This is a genomic window from Dyella jiangningensis (assembly GCF_003264855.1).
GTDB classification, from domain to species: domain Bacteria; phylum Pseudomonadota; class Gammaproteobacteria; order Xanthomonadales; family Rhodanobacteraceae; genus Dyella; species Dyella jiangningensis_C.
Genome location: NZ_NFZS01000001.1, coordinates 1,213,442 through 1,231,262, shown reverse-complemented (window position 1 = coordinate 1,231,262; position 17,821 = coordinate 1,213,442). Strand labels below are relative to the sequence as shown.

Here is a 17,821-nt window from a genome sequence, read left to right as displayed (position 1 = left end):
AGGGAGGCACCGCGTGTGCGGCGCCATGCGCGCGACGGGAGTGCCGTTCAGGCGGCCGACGCGCGGCGGAGGATGACGTACAGCTGATCCTTGAGCAGCAGCTTTTCCTTCTTCAGCTGCTCGATGGCCAGCGCGCCGGCGGGCGAGATGCCCATTTCCATGTTCTTGATTTCCTGGTCCAGATCGTTGTGGCGATGGAACAGGCGAGAGAAGTGAGGATCACGGCCTTTAAGCTCGGTGATCAGATCGCGGAACTCAGGAAACATGTGCTCTCCATGACTTGGGTCAGACTGCGCTGCAGTCTGGCGTCGATGGGAGCGGGGGATGTTGATTTGTGGCAGGGATGTGCGGCGCTGTTTCCGTGCTCACGCACTCGTGCACCACTGTAGGAGCGCAGCCAGTGCACGATCGCGGCGCAACGAATTCAGCGCTCCATAGGCTTATCGCGCACTGGGTGCGCTCCTACAAAAGCAAGAGCTGACTTACAGCATCCCCGTTTCGAGCTTGGCGATATCCGACATCATGGAGTGGTTCCACGGCGGATCGAACACGAGGTCGACATCCGCCTCGGCGACCGTGGGAATGAGTTCCAGCTTCGTGCGCACGTCATCGACCAGGATGTCGCCCATGCCGCAGCCCGGCGCGGTCAGCGTCATCTTCACGTAGATCTTGCGCTTCTCCGGCTCGATCTGCTCGATGCTCACGTCGTAGACGAGGCCCAGCTCGACCACGTTGATGGGGATTTCCGGGTCGAACACCGTGCGCAGCTGTTGCCAGACGAGCTCTTCGACATCGGCGTCGCTGGCATCGCTGGCCAGCTCGATCGGCGGCGGCGGTTCCTTGCCCAGCGCGTCGGCGTCGTTGCCGGCGATGCGGAACAGGTTGCCCTCCACGTACACCGTGAAGCTGCCGCCCAGCGCCTGGGTGATGTAGCCGACCTGCCCGGCGGGCAGGCTTACGGTCTCGCCCTGCGGGACCATGACCGCCTGGCAGTCGCGCTCCAGGGTGAAGGGTTCGCTGCTAAGACTGAAACCGCTCATGCCAAATCTCATCGATGGGCGCGGTGAAAGGGGGGCGCGCCAAACCACATAGTATGCCGCCTCGCGGCCGCACATTCCCCACATCAGGCCAGATCGGCCCGAACTCAAGAGCCGCCGCGGCGCCGCGCTGCGGCGCCGCGCTATCATGGGGGTTTTACGCCAGAGAAGAACCCGTGCCTGCTGCCCTGCTTTTCCCTCGTATTTCATGAACGCTCGGGTCGCGTTCTCCTGGCTGTTCGCCGCTGTTAGCGCCGTCATGCTCGGCCTGGCTGCCGGCGCCGTGTGGATGGTGCCCACGCTTTACCTGCAGCGCCCGCTGCCCTGGCTGGCCATGGTGGCCGGCTGGCTACTGGGCAAGGCCGTCCGCCAGTGGGTACGCCCGCCGGGTGCTGGCGCAGCGCTGCTGGCGGCGATGGCGGCGCTGACCGCCGCGCTCTACGTGAACTTGTTAACCGCGGCCGCACGCATCGCCGGCCTGATGGGCCTGGGCCTCGTCGACACACTGCGCACGGCCGGTTTCGGCCTGCTGCTGCAACTGGCGGAACTCGGCAGCGCGCCCGCTGACGACATCTGGTACGCGATCGGCATGGGCCTGGCAGCCCTTGCCGCCGGGCGGGCGACAAGGGCCAAAGCGAGCGACTGATCGCCGGTCAGCTTTCCAGCGCCTTGAGCTCCGATACCAGCTGGCCCGCCGCGGCTTGGCCGTCGCCATAGAGCATGCGTGCGTTGTCCGCGTAGAACAGCGCATTCTCGATGCCCGCGAAGCCGGTGCCCTTGCCGCGTTTCACCACGATCACCTGCCTGGCGTCGGCCACGTCGAGGATGGGCATGCCGTAGATCGGCGATGAGGGATCGGTCTTGGCCAGCGGATTGACCACGTCGTTCGCGCCAATCACCAGCGCGACGTCGGTAGTGGGAAATTCCGGGTTGATGTCGTCCATGTCGGCGATGAGGTCATACGGCACGCCCGCCTCCGCCAGCAGCACGTTCATATGGCCGGGCATGCGTCCCGCCACCGGATGGATGGCGAATTTCACCTTCACCCCGCGCTCGATCAGCAGCTTGGCGAACTCCCACACCTTGTGCTGCGCCTGCGCCACGGCCATGCCGTAGCCGGGCACGATCACCACGCGTTCGGCGTACGCCATCATCACCGCCGCGTCGCTCGCCTCGATCGGCTTCTGCGCGCCGCCGATGGCCTGCGCCTCGCCGGTGGCCGCGCCGAAGCTGCCGAACAGCACGTTGCCGATCGAGCGGTTCATCGCCTTCGCCATCAGCTGGGTCAGCAACGTACCCGCCGCGCCCACCACGGTGCCCGCGATGATCATCGCCTCGTTCTGCAGCACGAAGCCCTCGAAGGCCACGGCCAGGCCGGTGAATGCGTTGTACAGCGAGATCACCACCGGCATGTCGGCGCCGCCGATGGGCAGCGTCATCATCAGGCCGAACATCAGCGCCAGCACGAAGAACGCCACGATCAGCGGCATCGACAGCTGGCCGCTTGCGATCATCGCGCCGAGCACCACCGCGCCCGCCAGCACCAGCATGTTCACCGCACGCTGGCCGGGGAACACGAAACGCTTGTCCAGCCAGCCCTGCAGCTTGGCGAAGGCGATCAGCGAGCCGGAGAAGCTCACCGAGCCGATCAGCGCGCCGAGCACGGCCAGCGTGAGCTGTGCGGTACCTGGCGTCGCGGCGCCGTTGGCGGTGAACTCGCCACCATCCAGCAGGGTGACCGCGGTACCGGCGTAACTGAACAGCTCGGCGGCGCCGATGGCCGCGGCCGCGCCGCCGCCCATGCCGTTGTAGAGCGCCACCATCTGGGGCATGGCCGTCATCGCCACGCGGCGGCCCGACCACCAGGCGGCCGCCACGCCGATCAACACGGCGGCCAGGATCAGCCCCCGGTTATGCATGTCCGGCAGGGCAAAGGTGGCGACGACCGCCACCAGCATGCCCGCGCCGGCCCACACGATGCCGCCCCGCGCCGTGCGGGGTGAGCTCATGCGTTTGAGTCCGAGGATGAAGAGAAGGGCAGCGAGGAAGTAACAGGCCTTGATCACGATCGGCAGCCAGGCCATTACTTCGCCTCCTTGCCGGGGGCGGGCTTGCTGGACTTGAACATTTCCAGCATGCGTTCGGTAACCACGTAACCGCCGGCCGCGTTGCCGGCACCCAGAAGTACCCCCAGGAAGCCGATGGCGATCTCGATCGGGGTCTGCGCATGCCCTAGCGCGATCATGGCGCCGACCAGCACAATGCCGTGAATGAAGTTGGAACCCGACATCAGCGGCGTGTGGAGAATCACCGGTACCCGGGCGATGATCTCGTACCCCGTGAAAGCGGCCAGCATGAAGATGTAAAGCGCCAGGAACCCGTCGATCATGACCCCTCCCCGCCAGGACACCGTTGTCCCCGCATCATACGGGCGCGGGTCAACCCGCGCGAGCCTCGGGCGTTGATGCACAGAGACGTACCAATGGAGTCCCAGCATGCCCGATCCGGCGAAGCGGACGATGACGCCATGACCAGCGCCGTATCCACTTTGGACGCCGAACTGCTGGCCGAAGACGTTCGCGCGGTGCCTGTTTCGATGGATGCGTTCCTGGCGCAGGTGGAGCGCCGCGCCTTCCGCATGGCCGAGTTGAATCTCGGTCATCGGGAAGACGCGCTCGATGCCGTGCAGGACGCCATGCTGCGCCTGGTCAAGCATTACAGCGACAAGCCGCCGCAGGAATGGACACCGCTGTTCTGGGGCATCCTGCGACGCCGCATCGTGGATCTGCAGCGCCGGCGCAAGGTGCGCTCGATCGTGGTGGGCTGGCTGGGCGGACGGGACGAAGACGGCGAGGACCTGCCGGCTTGGGAGCCGGCCGACACCGGGCCGGGTCCCCTGGAACGGCTGCACGACTCGCAGTCGTACGCGGACATGGCAGCGGCCGTGAAACGGCTGCCCCAGCGCCAGCGCGAGGCTTTCATGCTGCGCGTGCTGGAAGGCCTGGACGTGGCGGAAACCGCGCAGGCCATGGGCTGTTCGGAAGGGAGCGTGAAAACACATCTGTCGCGCGCGCTGCAACGTCTGCGCGACCAACTGGAGGACTGGCGATGAATGCGCCCGACAACCATCTCGAACGCCGCGCCCGCGAGCTTTATCGCGAGGCGGCGCGTCAGCTCGATCCGGCGACGGCCGCAGGGCTGCGCGCGGCACGGCGTGCCGCGCTGTCAGGCGCCGATGGCTCGTCGCTGGCCCAGCGACTGCTGCAGCTGCTGCTGCCGGCGGGCGCCTTCGCCGCCATCGCGTTTGCGGCGCTGATGCTGTCCTCGCCCGTGCAAGGCCCGACGGGCAGTGCGGCAGGCCCTTCACCGGTGAGCGAGGCCGATGGCGAGTTGCCGCCGGATGCGGCCGCGGCCGATCCGGCGCTCTACCAGAACCTTGATTTCTACGGATGGCTGGCCAAGAACGGCGACAGCCAGGCGAGCCGGTGACCATGCGTCGAAGTCGTTTGTTCCTGACGCTGTTGTTGGTCATCGGTCTGGGCGGTTTCGCTTCGTCCGGCCTCGCGCAGAGCGCTCCTCCCCCGCCTCCGCCGCCGGGGATGGTGCCGCCCCCGCCGCCAGGTCCGCCGCCGGGGCCTCATCCGTGGAAAAGCCTGACGCCGGACCAGCGCGACATCCTGTCGCCACTGGCCGACAAGTGGGATTCGTTTCCGCCCCAGCGCCAGGCGCGCATGCTGGAGCGCGCCCAGCAATGGCGGTCGCTGCCCCCGGACCAGCGCCGCGAGATCCGCGAGCGCATCGACCGCTGGCAGAAGATGACACCCCAGCAGCAGGAAGAAGCGCGCGAAAACAGCCGCCGCTTCCAGCAGCTGCCGCCTGAGGAACGCGAGCAGTTGCACGCGGCGTTCCAGCATTTCCAGGAACTGCCGCCGGACCAGCGCGACCAGTTGCTGCGTCGCTGGCACAAGGAAATGCGTGGCGGCCCGATGGGCGGTCCCGGACCGCACATGCCGCCACCGCCGCCGGGTGGTCCCAGGCACTGACGAAAAACCCCGCCTTGAGCGGGGTTTTTCCTGGGTGGCGCGGGTAGTGGCTTATTGCTGGAAATGCAGCTCGCCGTTGCGCGTCACGCAGCTCTTGGCCACCAGTTCGTCGTTGAAGTCGGGCGCGAGCGCATCACCCTGCACCAGCAGCTCCAGGAAGTTGTACACGTTGCGCGCGTACATCTCCGACGCGTGCAGCGGCGCGCCCGCGGGCAGGTTCAACGGACCGAGGATGGTCACGCCCTGGTGCTCGACGCGCTGGCCCGGCTGCGTGAGCTCGCAGTTGCCGCCGCCTTCCGCGGCGAGGTCGACGATCAGCGCGCCGGGCTTCATGCCGTCGACCATCGCGGCCGTGATGATCTTGGGCGATGGGCGTCCCGGCACCGCCGCGGTGGTGACGATCACGTCGACCGATTTCAGATGCTCGGCCAAGGCCTGTTGCTGCGCCGCGCGTTCCTCCGCCGTCAGCTCGCGCGCGTAGCCGCCGCTGCCCGCGGCGCTCACGCCCAGCTCCACGAACTTCGCGCCCAGCGACTCGACCTGTTCGCGCGTTTCCGGGCGCACGTCGTAGCCTTCGGTCTGCGCGCCGAGGCGACGCGCGGTGGCGATGGCCTGCAAACCCGCCACGCCGGCGCCGACCACCAGCACGCGCGAGGGCCGGATGGTGCCCGCCGCCGTGGTCAGCATGGGAAAGAACTTCGGCGCCGCTTCGGCGGCGATCAGCATGGCGCGATAACCGGCCACGGCGGCCTGCGAACTGAGCACGTCCATCGCCTGTGCTCGCGTCGTGCGCGGCAGCAGTTCGAGTGCGAACGCGGTAAGGCGGTGCTTACCCATCGACGTGATGCGCACGGGGGCACCGTAGGGACGCAGCTGCCCGATCACGATGCTGCCTTCGCGCAGACGCTCCCAGGCGGAGTCATCCGGTGGCAGCACGCAGGTAAGCACGTCGGCTTGCGCGAGCACGCTCTCGGCGCCTGCGAATTCGGTGTCCGCGTAGCTGCTGTCGGGGAAACCCGCTGCGGCACCCGCCCCCTGCTCAAGCAGCACGCGTATGCCCTTGCCGCGCAGCTTCTTGGCCACTTCCGGCGTGATGGCAACCCGGCGTTCGCCGGTGGCGGTCTCGCGCAATGCAGCCACGGTGATCGGCATCGTGCATCCCCTGCGGAAAGGTCCCCGCATCCTAGCCGATGCATCCGGGCATGAACCACCGGCCACTTGCAGCCGGCGCCGGCTCGGGGTTAACTGGCGCGCCACCGGTAACGAGGCCGCACCAATCGGCCGTGGCGATGGGGGTCCCGCCATGGAGATCCCGATGACCGAAGTCGTTGTTTCCGACGTCCTGCTGAACCTGGCGCGCCAGGCACGCGAAAACGCCTATGCGCCCTACTCCCGCTTTCTCGTCGGCGCCGCGCTGCTGACCCGCGATGGCCGCCATTTCACCGGCTGCAACGTGGAGAACGCCTCCTACGGCCTGTGCAACTGCGCCGAGCGCACCGCGCTGTTCAGCGCCGTGGCGGCCGGCTGCAAGCCGGGCGACTTCGTCGCGCTGGCAGTCACCGGGGATACGCCAGACCCGATCAGTCCCTGTGGCGCCTGTCGCCAGGTGATGGCCGAGCTGTGCGAGCAAGGCATGCCGGTGTGGCTTGGCAATCTCGAAGGCAAGGTACAGCAGACCTCGGTGGAAGCGCTGCTGCCCGGCTCGTTCAAGATGGTGGTTGCGGGCTGACACGGGCAAAACAGTCGCCTCCCACATCCGGGGGGTTTAGCATGACGGCTTTGCCTCACCCGACATCCGCCATGCCCCATCCCCTTTCCCTGCTGCTGCAACGCCATTCGACACCCTCGCGCCAGCTTGGCGAACCCGGCCCTTCCGGCGATGAGCTCGAAGCCCTGCTGCAGGCCGCCATCCGCGTGCCCGATCACGGCAAGCTGGTGCCGTTCCGTCTGGTGCTGTTGCGTGGCGACGCCAAGCGCAGCTTCGGCGAGCGACTGGCCCAGCTTTCGCTGCGCGTGAACCCCGACATGCCCGAGTCCAAGCGCGAGAAGGACCGTACGCGCTACGACTTCGCACCGCTGGTGGTGGCGGTGGTGGCGCACGTCGACGCATCGAGCAAGGTCCCGGTGATCGAGCAGGAGCTCAGCGCCGGCTGCGTGGCCTACAACCTGCTGCTCGGTGCGCAAGCACTGGGCTACGGCGCACAGTGGCTCACCGGCTGGGCGGCTTACAACCGCGAAGCGGCCGGCATTCTCGGCCTGGCGGACAACGAGCATGTGATCGGCTTCGTGCATATCGGCACGCCGCAGATCGAAGTGCCCGATCGCGAGCGTCCCGATCTCGACGACGTGCTGCGCGTATGGACACCATGAGCCGTCCAGCCGTCCATCTGATCGACGGAAGCCTGTACGTGTTCCGTGCCTGGCATTCGATGCCGGACGAATTCCATGACGCGGATGGCCATGCGGTCAATGCGGTGCATGGCTTCACACGGTTCCTGTGCGAGCTGCTGGAGCGCGTGAAACCCGAGCATCTCGCCGTGGCGTTCGATGCGTCGCTCACAACGTCGTTCCGCAACGCGATCTATCCGGCGTACAAGGCCAACCGCGAGTTGCCGCCGCCGGATCTCGAGCGCCAGTTCGTGCTTTGCCGCGAAGTGGCGGAGGCGCTGGGCATACCGGTGCTGATCGACCACACCTACGAGGCCGACGACCTCATCGGCAGCGCGCTGTGGAGCCTGCGCGGCCATGGTTTCCGCAGCGTGATCGTGTCCGCCGACAAGGACTTCGGCCAGTTGCTGGGCGAGTTCGACGAGCAATGGGACTATGCGCGCAACCTGCGCTGGGGCCCGGCCGGCGTGCTGGAAAAACTCGGCGTGCACCCGCACCAGGTCGCCGACTATCTCGCTCTGTGCGGCGACGCGGTGGACAACATTCCCGGCGTGCCCGGCATCGGCGCGAAGACCGCAGCTGCCCTGCTTTCGCATTTCGGCAGCCTGGATGCACTGCTGGAACGCGTGGACGAGGTGCCCTTCCTGCGCATTCGCGGCGCGGCCAGTTGCGCGGCGAAACTGCGCGAGCACGCCGACAGCGCACGCCTGTACCGGCAGCTCACCCGCATCGCGCTGGATGCACCCGTGGCGGAACAGGTCGAAGCCATGCAGCGCCAGCGTCGAGACGCGGCGATGATGGACGAGCTGAGCGAGCGGCTGCGTTTCGGGCCGCTGACGCGGACCCGGCTGAAGGCGCTGCTGACGTACTGATCGCGACACAACGCTGTTTTGTAGGAGCGCACCCAGTGCGCGAAAAGACTACGGAGCGGTGACGCGGTGACGCCGTGACTCTGCGGTCGCGCACTGGGTGGTGCACTCCTACAGGGGCTCGCGGCGCGGTAGCATGGGTGCATGCAAGGCGTGCCTTCCAAGCTCACTTCCCGACGCGACGCCGCCGAGTTCCGGCTGGCTTCGCATCGGGAGGGCGTGGAGCTCTATCGCGCGCATATCGTGCGGCATGCGTTCGAGCCGCACACGCACGACGGTTTCGGTCTGGGTGCGATCGAGTCGGGTGTGGAGCGCTTTCGCTATCGCGGCGCCGAGCATCTCGCGCCACCGGATTCGGTGGTGATGATGAATCCCGATGAGCTGCATACCGGCCACGCCGAAACCGAAGGTGGCTGGCGTTACCGGATGGTCTACATCGAGCCGCAGGCCGTCGCCGACGTCACCGGCGAACCGGGCTGGTGGTTCAACGATGTCGTGCGGGACGACCAGCCCAGTGCACGGCGCGTCACCCTGCTGCTGGATGCCTTGTGGCAGGCACGCGAACCATTGGCTTTCGACGGCCTGTTGCTGGAACTGCTGACGCTGTTTCGGCGGCACGCGCGCGTGCCGCGCAAGGCGGCGGATGGCGGCAGCGTCCGCTTCGCGCCGGTGGTGGATTACCTGCATGCGCATCTCTCGCAGCGATTGACGCTGGATGAGCTGGCCGATGTCGCCGGGCTGAGCCCGTTCCATTTCCTGCGGCAGTTCCAGGCCCATCATCACGCCACGCCGCAGCAGATGCTGATGGCGTTCCGGCTGGCCGAAGCGAAGCGGCAGCTGGCGCGTGGCGGAAAGCCTGCGGATATTGCCGCGGCCGTGGGCCTTGCTGACCAGGCGCATCTCACACGTGCATTTGCGCGGCGGTATGGCGTTACGCCGGCGAGGTACCAGCGGGAATTGCGGCGCTAAGACGGCCGTTCTTTTGTAGGAGCGCACCCAGTGCGCGATAAGCCTACGGAGCGGTGAATTCGCTGCGATGCGATCGCGCACTGGGTGCGCTCCTACAGAAAGCCCCAGAGGCGCAATCTGGTACAAGACGGCGCGCCCGTTTCGCGCCACGCTGCGTGCCATGTGGACAGGCATTCTCTACGCACTCGCCGCCGGCCTGATGTGGGGCCTGGTATTCGTCAGCCCGCTGTTGCTGCCGGACTATCCGGCGGCGCTGCAGTCGGTGGGGCGTTATCTCGCCTTTGGACTGATCGCATTGCCGCTGGCGTGGATGGATCGCCATGCGTTACGCCAACTCGGCCGTGCCGACTGGATCGAAGCGCTCAAACTGGCCGCGATCGGCAACCTGCTGTATTACCTGTGCCTCGCCAGCGCGATCCAGCGGGCGGGTGCGCCGCTGCCGACCATGATCATCGGCACGTTGCCGGTGGTGATCGCCATCTGCGCGAATCTTCGCAATGCGCGCCGCGATGGCCGGCTGCCATGGGCATGGCTCGCGCCATCGCTGTTGTTGATCGTGGCCGGCATCGCCTGCGTGAACCGCGCCGAGCTCATGGCGATGGAACGGCAGGCCACGGTCGATGTCGCGCGCTATGTGCAGGGCGCCTTGCTGGCCTGCGGCGCCGTGGCGTGCTGGACCTGGTATCCCTTGCGCAACGCCGACTGGTTGCGTCATCACACCGACCGCCGCCCGCGTACCTGGGCGACCGCGCAAGGTCTCGCCACGCTGCCGCTCGCGCTGGCGGGCTATGCGTTGCTGTGGATCGTCATGGGCACGCGCAACCAGCCGTTCGCCATGCCGTTCGGTCCGCATCCGCTGCGTTTCATCGGACTGATGGCGGCGATTGGCCTGTTCGCCTCCTGGCTCGGCACACTTTGCTGGAACGCCGCGAGCCAGCGCCTGCCCACCGCGCTGGCCGGCCAGCTGATCGTATTCGAGACATTGGCCGCGCTCGGCTATGCATTCGCGCTACGCGGCCAGGCGCCAGGACCGCTGACGCTGGCCGGCATCGCGCTGCTGGTGACCGGCGTGATGTGGGCTGTGCGCATACGGCCCCGCCCGGTCGAGGTGCTGGCCGAAGGTTGAACTGCGGGACGACGAGGTTGTGGCTGCCACATGCGCACGGCACCATGCGGGTTTCCCGATGACCGCGGCCATGCCCATGAATTCACCCGAGCGCAGCCCCCTTCCCGTCGACGCCAGCGCGCCGGTGGAGACCCTCTATGTCGGCAAATGGCTGAGCCTGCGCAAGCGCGGGCGCTGGGAGTTCGCCGAGCGCAACAACCCGGGCGGCGCGGTGATCATCCTGGCGGTCACGCCCGAGGACAAGGTGCTGTTCGTGGAGCAGTACCGCGTCTCCATCCTCAAGAACACCATCGAGATGCCGGCCGGCCTGGTCGGCGACCTGCACGCCCATGGCGACGAGGATGCCCTGCTTGCCGCACGTCGCGAACTGGAAGAGGAAACCGGCTACCGCTGCGGACGCCTCGACTTCGTGCATGAGGGCCCGTCCTCTTCCGGCATGAGCACGGAAATGATCGCCTTCGTGCGCGCCTGGGATCTGGAAAAGGTCGGCCCGGGCGGTGGCGACGAGACCGAGAACATCATCGTGCACGAGGTACCGCGCCAGGAGGCCGGGCACTGGCTGTTCGCGCGCGCCGCCGAGGGCTACTCGATCGACCCGAAGCTGTTCGCGGGCCTGTGGTTCATCGAACACACCGAGCTGCACCCGCGAAACTGAACGGCCCGGCCCGGCAGCCCTAAAGAATCCGGCGGGACCGCCGATGTTTGTCATGTCGTTCCTCTTTTCGACCTGACCCCATCGACGGATTCCGCCCATGAAGACCCTGATTGCCTCCGCGCTGCTCCTGTTCGCTCCGCTGGCCGCTCACGCCGCCTGCGCTCCTACTGACTTCGCTGTTGAAGGCTTCAAGATGAAGCTCGTCGGCAGCGGCATGGGCGCCCGCCTCAGCCTCGCCGGCCAACTGGTCAACCATTGCGCCGAACCGGCCGCCGCCCAGGTGGCCATCGACGCCAAGGACGGTTCCGGCAAGGTCCTGCAGTCCAAGAAGGGCTGGCCGGCCGGTACCACCAACATCGCCCCGGGCCAGTCGGTCGAGTTCGACCTGGGCCGCCTGTTCCGCTTCGACCCGGACATGCAGTCCTACACTGTCGGCATCGCTGACGTGCGCACCTGGTAAACCATCGACCACGTTTTCATACCTTGCCTTGCTTGAGGCCCCGGTCGGGGCCTCTTTTTTTGTCCGCGCTCCAATGGCAACCTCATGGGTTTGTGACGCAGTTCAAGTTTTAAGCGCCACAGTCGATAAACAGGCTTGACCGGTGGACATTGGCTCGATCCACCGGCCTCCACGCAGCCCAGCGTCCATCGAGGGATGGCACCAGGGAGACCCATGCATCTAGACATACCGACCCTGACCCTAGTCAGCCTGCTGATGGGCATAGGCGCCTCGATCGGTTTCACGTCGCTGATGACTGTCCTGCACACCCAGGTCGTGCTGCGCATCTGGGTGGCCGGCATCTGGATCAGTACCCTGGGCGTCATCCTGATCGGCCTGCGCAACCACATCCCCGACCTGCTTTCGATCGTGGTGGGCAACGGCCTGCTGGTGAGCTCCAACATGCTGACGCTCAAGGGCATTTCCGTGCACCTGGGCCTTCCTTTGCGGCTGCGCTGGCCGGCGGCGCTGGTGGTCGCCTATTGCTTCTGCATGGCCTGGTTCGCCTATGTGACACCAAACCTCGGTGCACGCCTGCTGGCCGGCAGCCTGCAGGCCATGGCGTTCAACTTCGCCTACGCCTACCTGCTGCTGCGCTTTTCCGAGCCGGCGATACGCATCAGCTGCCGCATCGCCGCGGCGGTGATGATCTGCAACGGCACGTTCTACATGCTGCGCGCCTTCGTGCCGCTCGACCCCAATTCGAGCCAGGACATCATGCTGGCCGGCACACCCGTGGCCGCCACCTACGTGATCGGCATCCTCACCGGGCTGGCTTCGTACTTCGCCCTGCTGCAGCTGATCACCGAGCGCCTGATGGTCGACCTGCGCCAGGCCGCGCATACCGACGGCCTGACCGGCCTGCTCAACCGCAGCGCCATCGTGGCCGAGGGGCGCGCCAGCCTCGAGCGCTGCCTGCAGCGGGAACAGCCCTTCGCGCTGCTGATCTTCGACCTGGACCACTTCAAGCAGATCAACGACCGCTGGGGCCATGACGCCGGCGATGCGGTGCTGCGGCACGTCACGACCATCCTGCGCGAGGTCACCGACTGGCCGGGGTCGCTTGCCGCCCGCTATGGCGGCGAGGAGTTCGTGCTGGCGCTCCCGGGTGCCGACCATGGCCAGGGGCTGGCCGTGGCCGAGCGTCTCCGCCAGGCCCTGGCGTATTCGCATGCGCGCATCGGCAGCCAGGACATCCCCGTGACCGCCAGCATCGGCGTGGCGATGGCGCGCCCGGGCGTACGCTTCGAGCAGCTGGTGCGGCAGGCGGACGAGGCGATGTACCGCACCAAGTTCGACGGCCGCAACGGCGTCAGCTCCGCCGAAATGGACGACCTGCGCCTGGCCGAGGCCGGCGACTCACGTTGCTGACAGCGACCTCAGGGTTCCCTTACAGGACCGCAAGTACCTGCCCCCTTTCCAAGTCGGCTTCTCGGCTATGCTGCCCTCGCTTCCGGGGGGAAGCCTAAAGGGGATCCAGAGCATGCATGACGAGACCATGGCCTCGGGCGTGTACCTGCCCGAATTGGACGTTATTCCTGCACGTGACACGAGGGAGGTGCATCGCCTGCGCTTCCACGGCCATGCAGGCGACTATTTCCGCATCTGGATCGTCAACGTGGCGCTGAGCCTGGTGACGCTGGGCATCTATTCGGCCTGGGCCACGGTGCGCACGCGGCGTTACATGTATTCGAACACGACGCTCGGCGGCTCGCCGTTCGATTACCTCGCGCGACCGGTGCCCATCCTCAAGGGGCGTCTGCTGACCGTCCTCATCTTTGCCATCTATGCATTCGCCGGACGCATCGCGCCCGCGCTGCAGGCCGTGGCGGTGCTGCTCGTGGCCGGCTTCATGCCGTGGCTGATCGTCAAGAGCATGATGTTCCGCGCACGCTATTCCTCGTGGCGCGGCCTGCGCTTCTATTTCAGCGACGACTACGCAGGGGCCTACAAGTGGTACCTGGGCGTGTACTTCCTGATGGGCATCCCGTTCCTGCTGATCCTGCTCGTCGCCATGATGGGACACCCCGGCTTCGGCATGCTGCTGGGATTCGCCGCGTTCACCGGCATCTATCCGTGGATCAAGGGACACCAGCAGGCATGGGTGGTGGACAACCACCACTTCGGCGGGAAATCGTTCTCCTTCGACGACGCGATCGGCAACTACTACGGCGTATACGTCAAGGCAGCCGGCGTCGCGCTGGTGTGGTTCCTGCCCTGCATCGCGTTGTTCTCGACGGCGGCCGTGCTGATCAACAAGGGCAATCCGCAGGCGTTCAACCCGAAGATGCCCTCGCCGTACTTCATCCTCGGCGTGTATGCGGTGATGGCGCCGGCCTACCTCGGCGTGTGGACCTTCGTGCACACGCGCATGACCAACCTGCTCTACAACCAGGCGCAGCTGGGCCAGTACCGCTTCCGCTCCACGCTGGCGTACTGGCCGATGCTCGGGCTGTACCTCACCAACGCGCTGGCGGTGCTCTTCACCATCGGCCTTGCGTTGCCGTGGGCACGCATCCGCACGGCGCGCTATCGCGCGGAGCATCTGGAAGTGATCGGCGAAGGCGATCTCAGCGATTTCGTCCGCGACGCCTTTGCGCATGGCGAGATCGGCGCCACCGCCACCGAAATGGACAGCCTGCTCGGTATCGACATTGGCCTGTGACGGCGATGGTCCCGGCGATCTATTTCGACGGCCGGTCGACGCACGCCACGCGGGTCGATGCATGGCGCGATGGCGACACGCTGCGCTGGCGCGGTGCGGACGGCACGCAGGAATGGAGCGCGCCATGGATCACGATCGAGCCGAGTGCACGCGTGACCGGCGTACCGTTCACGCTGCATGTGCGTGACGGCGGCCACTTGCAGATCGATCACGACGCGCTGCCTGCAGACTGGTTTCCACGCCATCACCTGATCGAGCGCGTGGTGGATCGACTGGAGCGTCGTTGGACGGTGGCGCTGGCTGGCATCGCGGTGGTGGTGGCATCGCTGTTCGTGCTATTCGAATTCGGCTTGCCATGGGCCGCCGACCGCGTGTCTGCGCATCTGCCGCGGGCCGTGGAACAGGCGATGGGCAAGCAATCGCTGGACGCGCTGGAAGGAAGGCTGCTGATGCCCACGGCGCTGCCTGCCGAGCGCCAATCGCACCTGCAGGCGGTGTTCCGTCATTTCGTCGGCGGCATGCCAGGCGTACCCGGCGTGCGCCTGGCCTTCTATGGATCGAAAGCCCTCGGCGCCAACGCCTTCGCCCTGCCCGGCGGCACCATCGTTTTCACCGACGCATTGGCTGAGGCGGTGCCCGACGACGACGCCTTCATCGCCGTGATGGCCCACGAACTCGGGCACCAGGCCAACCACCACATGCTGCGCCAGGTGCTGCGCAGCTCCGGTGTGCTGATCGTGGCGAGCATGCTGATGGGCGACGTGACCTCGATGGGCGGCGTGGCCGCGGGCATCCCGATGTTTCTCGTCGACAGCCATTACAGCCGTGGCTTCGAGGAAGACGCCGACCGTTTCGCGTTCCGCGCACTTGCCAGCCAAGGCATCGATCCGGAGGCCTTCGTGCACGCGATGCAGGCGCTGGAGCGCGCGCACCCGGAACTGAAAGGGCAGGAACTGCGCTACGCCTCCAGCCATCCGCTGACGGACGAACGCATCGCGCGGGCCCATGAGGCGTCGCTGCAGTTTCGCGCGGCGAAGGCGACGGCCGACGCACGCGCCGGTCGCTGAGCCGAAGCAAGCGCCGGCCGGCCCGTGCATGGGCCGACCGGTTTCTCGCCCTGCGGATAGCCGCCCTACTTCGCTGACTTCATCTCGACCACCAGCGCCTTGGTGGCCGCATTGCCGATGTTCTCGTTGCTGTGCGTGATCGGCTCGCTCCACACGGCTTCACCCGCCTTGTGCTCGGTCTCGGTCACCTTGCCATCGGCCGTGGTGGTCTTGGTCTTGCCGCCGGTGACGAAGTAGACGACGTTCCCCGGATGCGAATGCATGGGCAGCTTGTCGCCAGGCTTGAGCGATACCTCGATGACGCGCACCTGGTCGTTGTCCACCAGCACCTTGGTGTTCTTCGGCGCCACCTTGACCATGTCCTGCGCACACACCGCGCCGGCAAGGGCGACGGCGGCCAGGACCAGCATGCACTTCAGACTGCTTTGAACGATCTTTGCCATGACACGTCCCTCCAGCTGTTCGATGAGGTCGTCGATGGCCACCGATGGGAGTTGAAAGGTCGGAGGCCGGTCATGGGCTTCTCCCTTGCCCTGCGGACCCAACGGCGCCCGCGCCATGCCCCCGCATGGATCGACATCGCCGCCTGACGTCGGCAGACGATGGACTACGCACATGTCGCCATGTGTGCACGCACGCCGCAGGGCGGGGCGGCTTGGCATGCATAAACAAACGCGCCAGGCGACGAGGCGCCGGCGCGCGGGAAACTACGCCCGGGGTTGAACAGCGTCAATTGGGCAAACGGCCGAGGTTGGCGTGCCGGGGACGGCGGTTACCCCGCGGCGCGACAACCTTACGTTAGGGTGACGCTCGGCGCCGCGGTCGCGCACTGGGTGCGTTCCTGCAAGGAGCGCTTTGCTCAGTGCAGGACGAACAGCTTGTCGAAGCCGGCGACGCGCAGCGTGCCGCGCAGGCCGGTGTCGGCGTTGACGATGCGGATTTCGGCCCGGTCGGCGCCGGCGTGCTCGCGCAGAAGCAGTAGCATGCCTAGCGCGGAGCTGTCCATGTTGGACACTTCACCCAGGTCGATCACGTAGCTCCGCGCGGCGGAGCCGCTGAGGCAGGCGTCGTGGAAGGCGCGGTGCACGCTGAAGTCGAAGCGCTCGCCCAGTTGCAGCGTGACGCAATCGAGGTCGGGGTCGTGGTGGACGGTCAGGCTCATCGGGGGCGTTTCCTATGGCAATGCGATCCATGGATGGATCGCTCGCAAACCAAACACATCATGTTTGGTTTGGCGGAGCCAAGTCCGGGCATGTACCGGACTTGAGCGAGCCGGGAAAGTGCAGGAGCACTTTCCCGGGCTTCAAGATCAGAACAGTTCGATCTCGCCGGCATCCATCGAGTTCTGCAGCGCCGGGCCGCGCGAGCGCAGGCGGGCCTTCTCGCGCTGGATCGCCAGGCGGCTGCGCACGCGTTCGGCGCGCTGCTGCAGCGACTCGGCATCGATGGGGTTGCAGGCCAGCTCTTCGATGTCGCGCGTGCATTCGGTGGTGATGTCCTGCAGCTCCACCAGGCGAACACGCGTCTGGTTGATGAGCTGGCTGAGGATGTCCTCGAACTGCAGCGAGCGGATGGTGGTGGACACGTCGCTGCCGAGGCCGCGATTGATCTCCACCACCTGGTCGGCGACGGCGCTGGTGCGCGCATCGCTCTCGGTGACGTGGGCCATCATCGCATCGATGCCGCCCTTGGCCGACAGCGCGACGTTCAGATCCTGCGAGGCCATCGTGCCGACCAGTCCACGCAGCTGTTCCATCGCGGCACGGGCACGCTCGACGTGGCTGCCGATCTGTTCGTTGAACTGGTTGGAGTGGCTGGCGAGGTTGCGGATCTCACCCGCCACTACGGCGAAGCCGCGGCCGGATTCACCCGCGCGCGCCGCTTCGATCGCGGCGTTCAGTGCCAGCAGGTTGGTTTCCTCGGCGATGGTGTTGACGTTCTTCAAGAGGCCGAACACGGCATCCATTTCCTTGGACATGCCGTCGATGCGGTAGACGATGCGCAGGCTCTCGCGCGACATCTGCACCACCATGTGCACGAAGTGCTCCAGCAGGTCGCCGGTGCGCGCGGCGAAGTCCTGCACGGATACGCCTTCCTTCTGCGCATCGATGATCTGGCGCAGCAAGGACTGCTGCATGCCGGTCTTGCGCGAGAGGCCATCGAAGCCGCCGCCGAGTTCGGACACGGCGTCGCGCAGCAGCTCCAGCGCCTGGTGCAGTTCGCGCGTGGCGTGGCCGAGTTCGTCGACCAGCGAGCTGCGCACTTCTTCCAGCGCTTCGCGCACGGGAGCGTGATGCGTCAGCGATGCTTCCAGCACTGGCTCGACCTCGGCAGGTACGGCGCGGCGCATCTCGACGATCCACACCGCGGCGAGCACCACGATCAGCACCGGCGGCAGCCAGGCGGACGGCCACACGAGGGTAAGCAGCAAGGCCACGGCGCTGGCCACCAGGCCGATCACGGGGCGCACGCGCAGGAACGAGAGGAAGGCATCCATGGGTCT

Annotated in this window: 22 protein-coding genes; 14 read left to right on the top strand and 8 right to left on the bottom strand. The window is 66.7% G+C overall.

Going from position 1 to position 17,821, the window contains the following annotated elements:
- Window positions 1-47: 47 nt before the first annotated feature.
- On the bottom strand, window positions 48-266 hold the full coding sequence (locus tag CA260_RS05395; protein WP_111981367.1) for a YdcH family protein: 219 nt from the start codon (window positions 264-266) through the stop codon (window positions 48-50).
- Between the two features lie 216 nt (window positions 267-482).
- Entirely contained in the window at window positions 483-1,040 is a 558-nt protein-coding gene (gene sufT, locus CA260_RS05390; RefSeq protein WP_111981366.1) for a putative Fe-S cluster assembly protein SufT, read from the bottom strand.
- Window positions 1,041-1,245: 205 nt separating this feature from the next.
- On the opposite strand from sufT, the gene CA260_RS05385 reads away from it, so the two are divergent.
- Complete coding sequence (locus CA260_RS05385) at window positions 1,246-1,683, top strand: hypothetical protein (protein ID WP_111981365.1); 438 nt, start codon at window positions 1,246-1,248, stop codon at window positions 1,681-1,683.
- A gap of 7 nt (window positions 1,684-1,690) precedes the next feature.
- On the opposite strand, the gene CA260_RS05380 is transcribed toward CA260_RS05385, so the two are convergent.
- Complete coding sequence (locus tag CA260_RS05380; protein WP_111981364.1) at window positions 1,691-3,121, bottom strand: NAD(P)(+) transhydrogenase (Re/Si-specific) subunit beta; 1,431 nt, start codon at window positions 3,119-3,121, stop codon at window positions 1,691-1,693.
- Complete coding sequence (locus CA260_RS05375) at window positions 3,121-3,426, bottom strand: NAD(P) transhydrogenase subunit alpha (RefSeq protein WP_111981363.1); 306 nt, start codon at window positions 3,424-3,426, stop codon at window positions 3,121-3,123. Before CA260_RS05375 ends, CA260_RS05380 begins: the two co-directional genes overlap by 1 nt.
- A 138-nt stretch (window positions 3,427-3,564) precedes the next feature.
- On the opposite strand from CA260_RS05375, the gene CA260_RS05370 reads away from it, so the two are divergent.
- Genes CA260_RS05370 through CA260_RS05360 form a run of 3 tightly spaced genes read left to right on the top strand, consistent with a single transcriptional unit; the run spans window position 3,565 to window position 5,080 of the window.
- Window positions 3,565-4,149, top strand: coding sequence for an RNA polymerase sigma factor (locus CA260_RS05370; RefSeq protein ID WP_111983019.1), 585 nt, complete (start codon window positions 3,565-3,567; stop codon window positions 4,147-4,149).
- Complete coding sequence (locus CA260_RS05365; protein ID WP_111981362.1) at window positions 4,146-4,526, top strand: hypothetical protein; 381 nt, start codon at window positions 4,146-4,148, stop codon at window positions 4,524-4,526. Before CA260_RS05370 ends, CA260_RS05365 begins: the two co-directional genes overlap by 4 nt.
- A gap of 2 nt (window positions 4,527-4,528) precedes the next feature.
- A complete protein-coding gene (locus tag CA260_RS05360; RefSeq protein ID WP_111981361.1) occupies window positions 4,529-5,080 on the top strand; it encodes a DUF3106 domain-containing protein in 552 nt (183 codons plus the stop codon).
- A 51-nt stretch (window positions 5,081-5,131) separates the two neighbouring features.
- On the opposite strand, the gene CA260_RS05355 is transcribed toward CA260_RS05360, so the two are convergent.
- Window positions 5,132-6,232, bottom strand: a complete 1,101-nt coding sequence (locus tag CA260_RS05355) for an NAD(P) transhydrogenase subunit alpha (RefSeq protein WP_111981360.1) — start codon at window positions 6,230-6,232, stop codon at window positions 5,132-5,134.
- A gap of 163 nt (window positions 6,233-6,395) precedes the next feature.
- On the opposite strand from CA260_RS05355, the gene CA260_RS05350 reads away from it, so the two are divergent.
- From CA260_RS05350 to CA260_RS05305, 10 genes are all read left to right on the top strand, one after another.
- A complete protein-coding gene (locus tag CA260_RS05350) occupies window positions 6,396-6,809 on the top strand; it encodes a cytidine deaminase (RefSeq protein ID WP_111981359.1) in 414 nt (137 codons plus the stop codon).
- 71 nt (window positions 6,810-6,880) lie between these two features.
- A complete protein-coding gene (locus CA260_RS05345) occupies window positions 6,881-7,450 on the top strand; it encodes a nitroreductase family protein (protein ID WP_111981358.1) in 570 nt (189 codons plus the stop codon).
- Complete coding sequence (locus CA260_RS05340) at window positions 7,438-8,340, top strand: 5'-3' exonuclease (protein ID WP_111981357.1); 903 nt, start codon at window positions 7,438-7,440, stop codon at window positions 8,338-8,340. The genes CA260_RS05345 and CA260_RS05340 overlap by 13 nt, the downstream gene beginning before the upstream one ends.
- A 141-nt stretch (window positions 8,341-8,481) precedes the next feature.
- Window positions 8,482-9,306 carry an AraC family transcriptional regulator gene (locus CA260_RS05335; protein WP_111981356.1) on the top strand — a complete coding sequence of 275 codons (825 nt, stop codon included), beginning with the start codon at window positions 8,482-8,484 and terminating at the stop codon, window positions 9,304-9,306.
- Between the two features lie 160 nt (window positions 9,307-9,466).
- Window positions 9,467-10,432, top strand: a complete 966-nt coding sequence (locus tag CA260_RS05330) for a DMT family transporter (RefSeq protein WP_111981355.1) — start codon at window positions 9,467-9,469, stop codon at window positions 10,430-10,432.
- 76 nt (window positions 10,433-10,508) lie between these two features.
- A complete protein-coding gene (locus CA260_RS05325) occupies window positions 10,509-11,087 on the top strand; it encodes an NUDIX hydrolase (RefSeq protein WP_111983018.1) in 579 nt (192 codons plus the stop codon).
- A 97-nt stretch (window positions 11,088-11,184) separates the two neighbouring features.
- Entirely contained in the window at window positions 11,185-11,547 is a 363-nt protein-coding gene (locus tag CA260_RS05320) for a hypothetical protein (protein ID WP_111981354.1), read from the top strand.
- A gap of 213 nt (window positions 11,548-11,760) precedes the next feature.
- Window positions 11,761-12,957, top strand: coding sequence for a GGDEF domain-containing protein (locus tag CA260_RS05315; protein ID WP_172461729.1), 1,197 nt, complete (start codon window positions 11,761-11,763; stop codon window positions 12,955-12,957).
- A gap of 112 nt (window positions 12,958-13,069) precedes the next feature.
- On the top strand, window positions 13,070-14,251 hold the full coding sequence (locus tag CA260_RS05310) for a YjgN family protein (RefSeq protein ID WP_172461728.1): 1,182 nt from the start codon (window positions 13,070-13,072) through the stop codon (window positions 14,249-14,251).
- A 5-nt stretch (window positions 14,252-14,256) separates the two neighbouring features.
- Window positions 14,257-15,318, top strand: a complete 1,062-nt coding sequence (locus tag CA260_RS05305; protein ID WP_238149698.1) for a M48 family metallopeptidase — start codon at window positions 14,257-14,259, stop codon at window positions 15,316-15,318.
- Window positions 15,319-15,383: 65 nt separating this feature from the next.
- Here the strand turns inward: CA260_RS05305 and CA260_RS21090 are convergent, their stop codons facing one another.
- The 3 genes from CA260_RS21090 to CA260_RS05290 all read right to left on the bottom strand — a co-directional run bounded on the left by CA260_RS21090 (window position 15,384) and on the right by CA260_RS05290 (window position 17,815).
- Window positions 15,384-15,761, bottom strand: coding sequence for a cupin domain-containing protein (locus CA260_RS21090; RefSeq protein WP_172461727.1), 378 nt, complete (start codon window positions 15,759-15,761; stop codon window positions 15,384-15,386).
- Between the two features lie 416 nt (window positions 15,762-16,177).
- Complete coding sequence (locus CA260_RS05295) at window positions 16,178-16,480, bottom strand: STAS domain-containing protein (protein WP_172461726.1); 303 nt, start codon at window positions 16,478-16,480, stop codon at window positions 16,178-16,180.
- 147 nt (window positions 16,481-16,627) lie between these two features.
- Complete coding sequence (locus CA260_RS05290) at window positions 16,628-17,815, bottom strand: methyl-accepting chemotaxis protein (protein WP_111981349.1); 1,188 nt, start codon at window positions 17,813-17,815, stop codon at window positions 16,628-16,630.
- Window positions 17,816-17,821: the final 6 nt, after the last annotated feature.

Excerpts from the sequence above, each read along its gene's own strand:
- CA260_RS05305 (WP_238149698.1), top strand. The coding sequence starts at position 14,257 with ATGGTCCCGGCGATCTATTTCGACGGCCGGTCGACGCACGCCACGCGG.
- CA260_RS05335 (WP_111981356.1), top strand. The coding sequence starts at position 8,482 with ATGCAAGGCGTGCCTTCCAAGCTCACTTCCCGACGCGACGCCGCCGAG.
- CA260_RS05350 (WP_111981359.1), top strand. The coding sequence starts at position 6,396 with ATGACCGAAGTCGTTGTTTCCGACGTCCTGCTGAACCTGGCGCGCCAG.
- CA260_RS05325 (WP_111983018.1), top strand. The coding sequence starts at position 10,509 with ATGAATTCACCCGAGCGCAGCCCCCTTCCCGTCGACGCCAGCGCGCCG.
- CA260_RS05290 (WP_111981349.1), bottom strand. The coding sequence starts at position 17,815 with ATGGATGCCTTCCTCTCGTTCCTGCGCGTGCGCCCCGTGATCGGCCTG.
- CA260_RS05365 (WP_111981362.1), top strand. The coding sequence starts at position 4,146 with ATGAATGCGCCCGACAACCATCTCGAACGCCGCGCCCGCGAGCTTTAT.
- CA260_RS05320 (WP_111981354.1), top strand. The coding sequence starts at position 11,185 with ATGAAGACCCTGATTGCCTCCGCGCTGCTCCTGTTCGCTCCGCTGGCC.
- CA260_RS05360 (WP_111981361.1), top strand. The coding sequence starts at position 4,529 with ATGCGTCGAAGTCGTTTGTTCCTGACGCTGTTGTTGGTCATCGGTCTG.
- sufT (WP_111981366.1), bottom strand. The coding sequence starts at position 1,040 with ATGAGCGGTTTCAGTCTTAGCAGCGAACCCTTCACCCTGGAGCGCGAC.
- CA260_RS05395 (WP_111981367.1), bottom strand. The coding sequence starts at position 266 with ATGTTTCCTGAGTTCCGCGATCTGATCACCGAGCTTAAAGGCCGTGAT.
- CA260_RS21090 (WP_172461727.1), bottom strand. The coding sequence starts at position 15,761 with ATGGCAAAGATCGTTCAAAGCAGTCTGAAGTGCATGCTGGTCCTGGCC.
- CA260_RS05380 (WP_111981364.1), bottom strand. The coding sequence starts at position 3,121 with ATGGCCTGGCTGCCGATCGTGATCAAGGCCTGTTACTTCCTCGCTGCC.
- CA260_RS05340 (WP_111981357.1), top strand. The coding sequence starts at position 7,438 with ATGGACACCATGAGCCGTCCAGCCGTCCATCTGATCGACGGAAGCCTG.
- CA260_RS05385 (WP_111981365.1), top strand. The coding sequence starts at position 1,246 with ATGAACGCTCGGGTCGCGTTCTCCTGGCTGTTCGCCGCTGTTAGCGCC.
- CA260_RS05355 (WP_111981360.1), bottom strand. The coding sequence starts at position 6,232 with ATGCCGATCACCGTGGCTGCATTGCGCGAGACCGCCACCGGCGAACGC.
- CA260_RS05370 (WP_111983019.1), top strand. The coding sequence starts at position 3,565 with ATGACCAGCGCCGTATCCACTTTGGACGCCGAACTGCTGGCCGAAGAC.
- CA260_RS05315 (WP_172461729.1), top strand. The coding sequence starts at position 11,761 with ATGCATCTAGACATACCGACCCTGACCCTAGTCAGCCTGCTGATGGGC.
- CA260_RS05330 (WP_111981355.1), top strand. The coding sequence starts at position 9,467 with ATGTGGACAGGCATTCTCTACGCACTCGCCGCCGGCCTGATGTGGGGC.
- CA260_RS05375 (WP_111981363.1), bottom strand. The coding sequence starts at position 3,426 with ATGATCGACGGGTTCCTGGCGCTTTACATCTTCATGCTGGCCGCTTTC.
- CA260_RS05310 (WP_172461728.1), top strand. The coding sequence starts at position 13,070 with ATGCATGACGAGACCATGGCCTCGGGCGTGTACCTGCCCGAATTGGAC.
- CA260_RS05295 (WP_172461726.1), bottom strand. The coding sequence starts at position 16,480 with ATGAGCCTGACCGTCCACCACGACCCCGACCTCGATTGCGTCACGCTG.
- CA260_RS05345 (WP_111981358.1), top strand. The coding sequence starts at position 6,881 with ATGCCCCATCCCCTTTCCCTGCTGCTGCAACGCCATTCGACACCCTCG.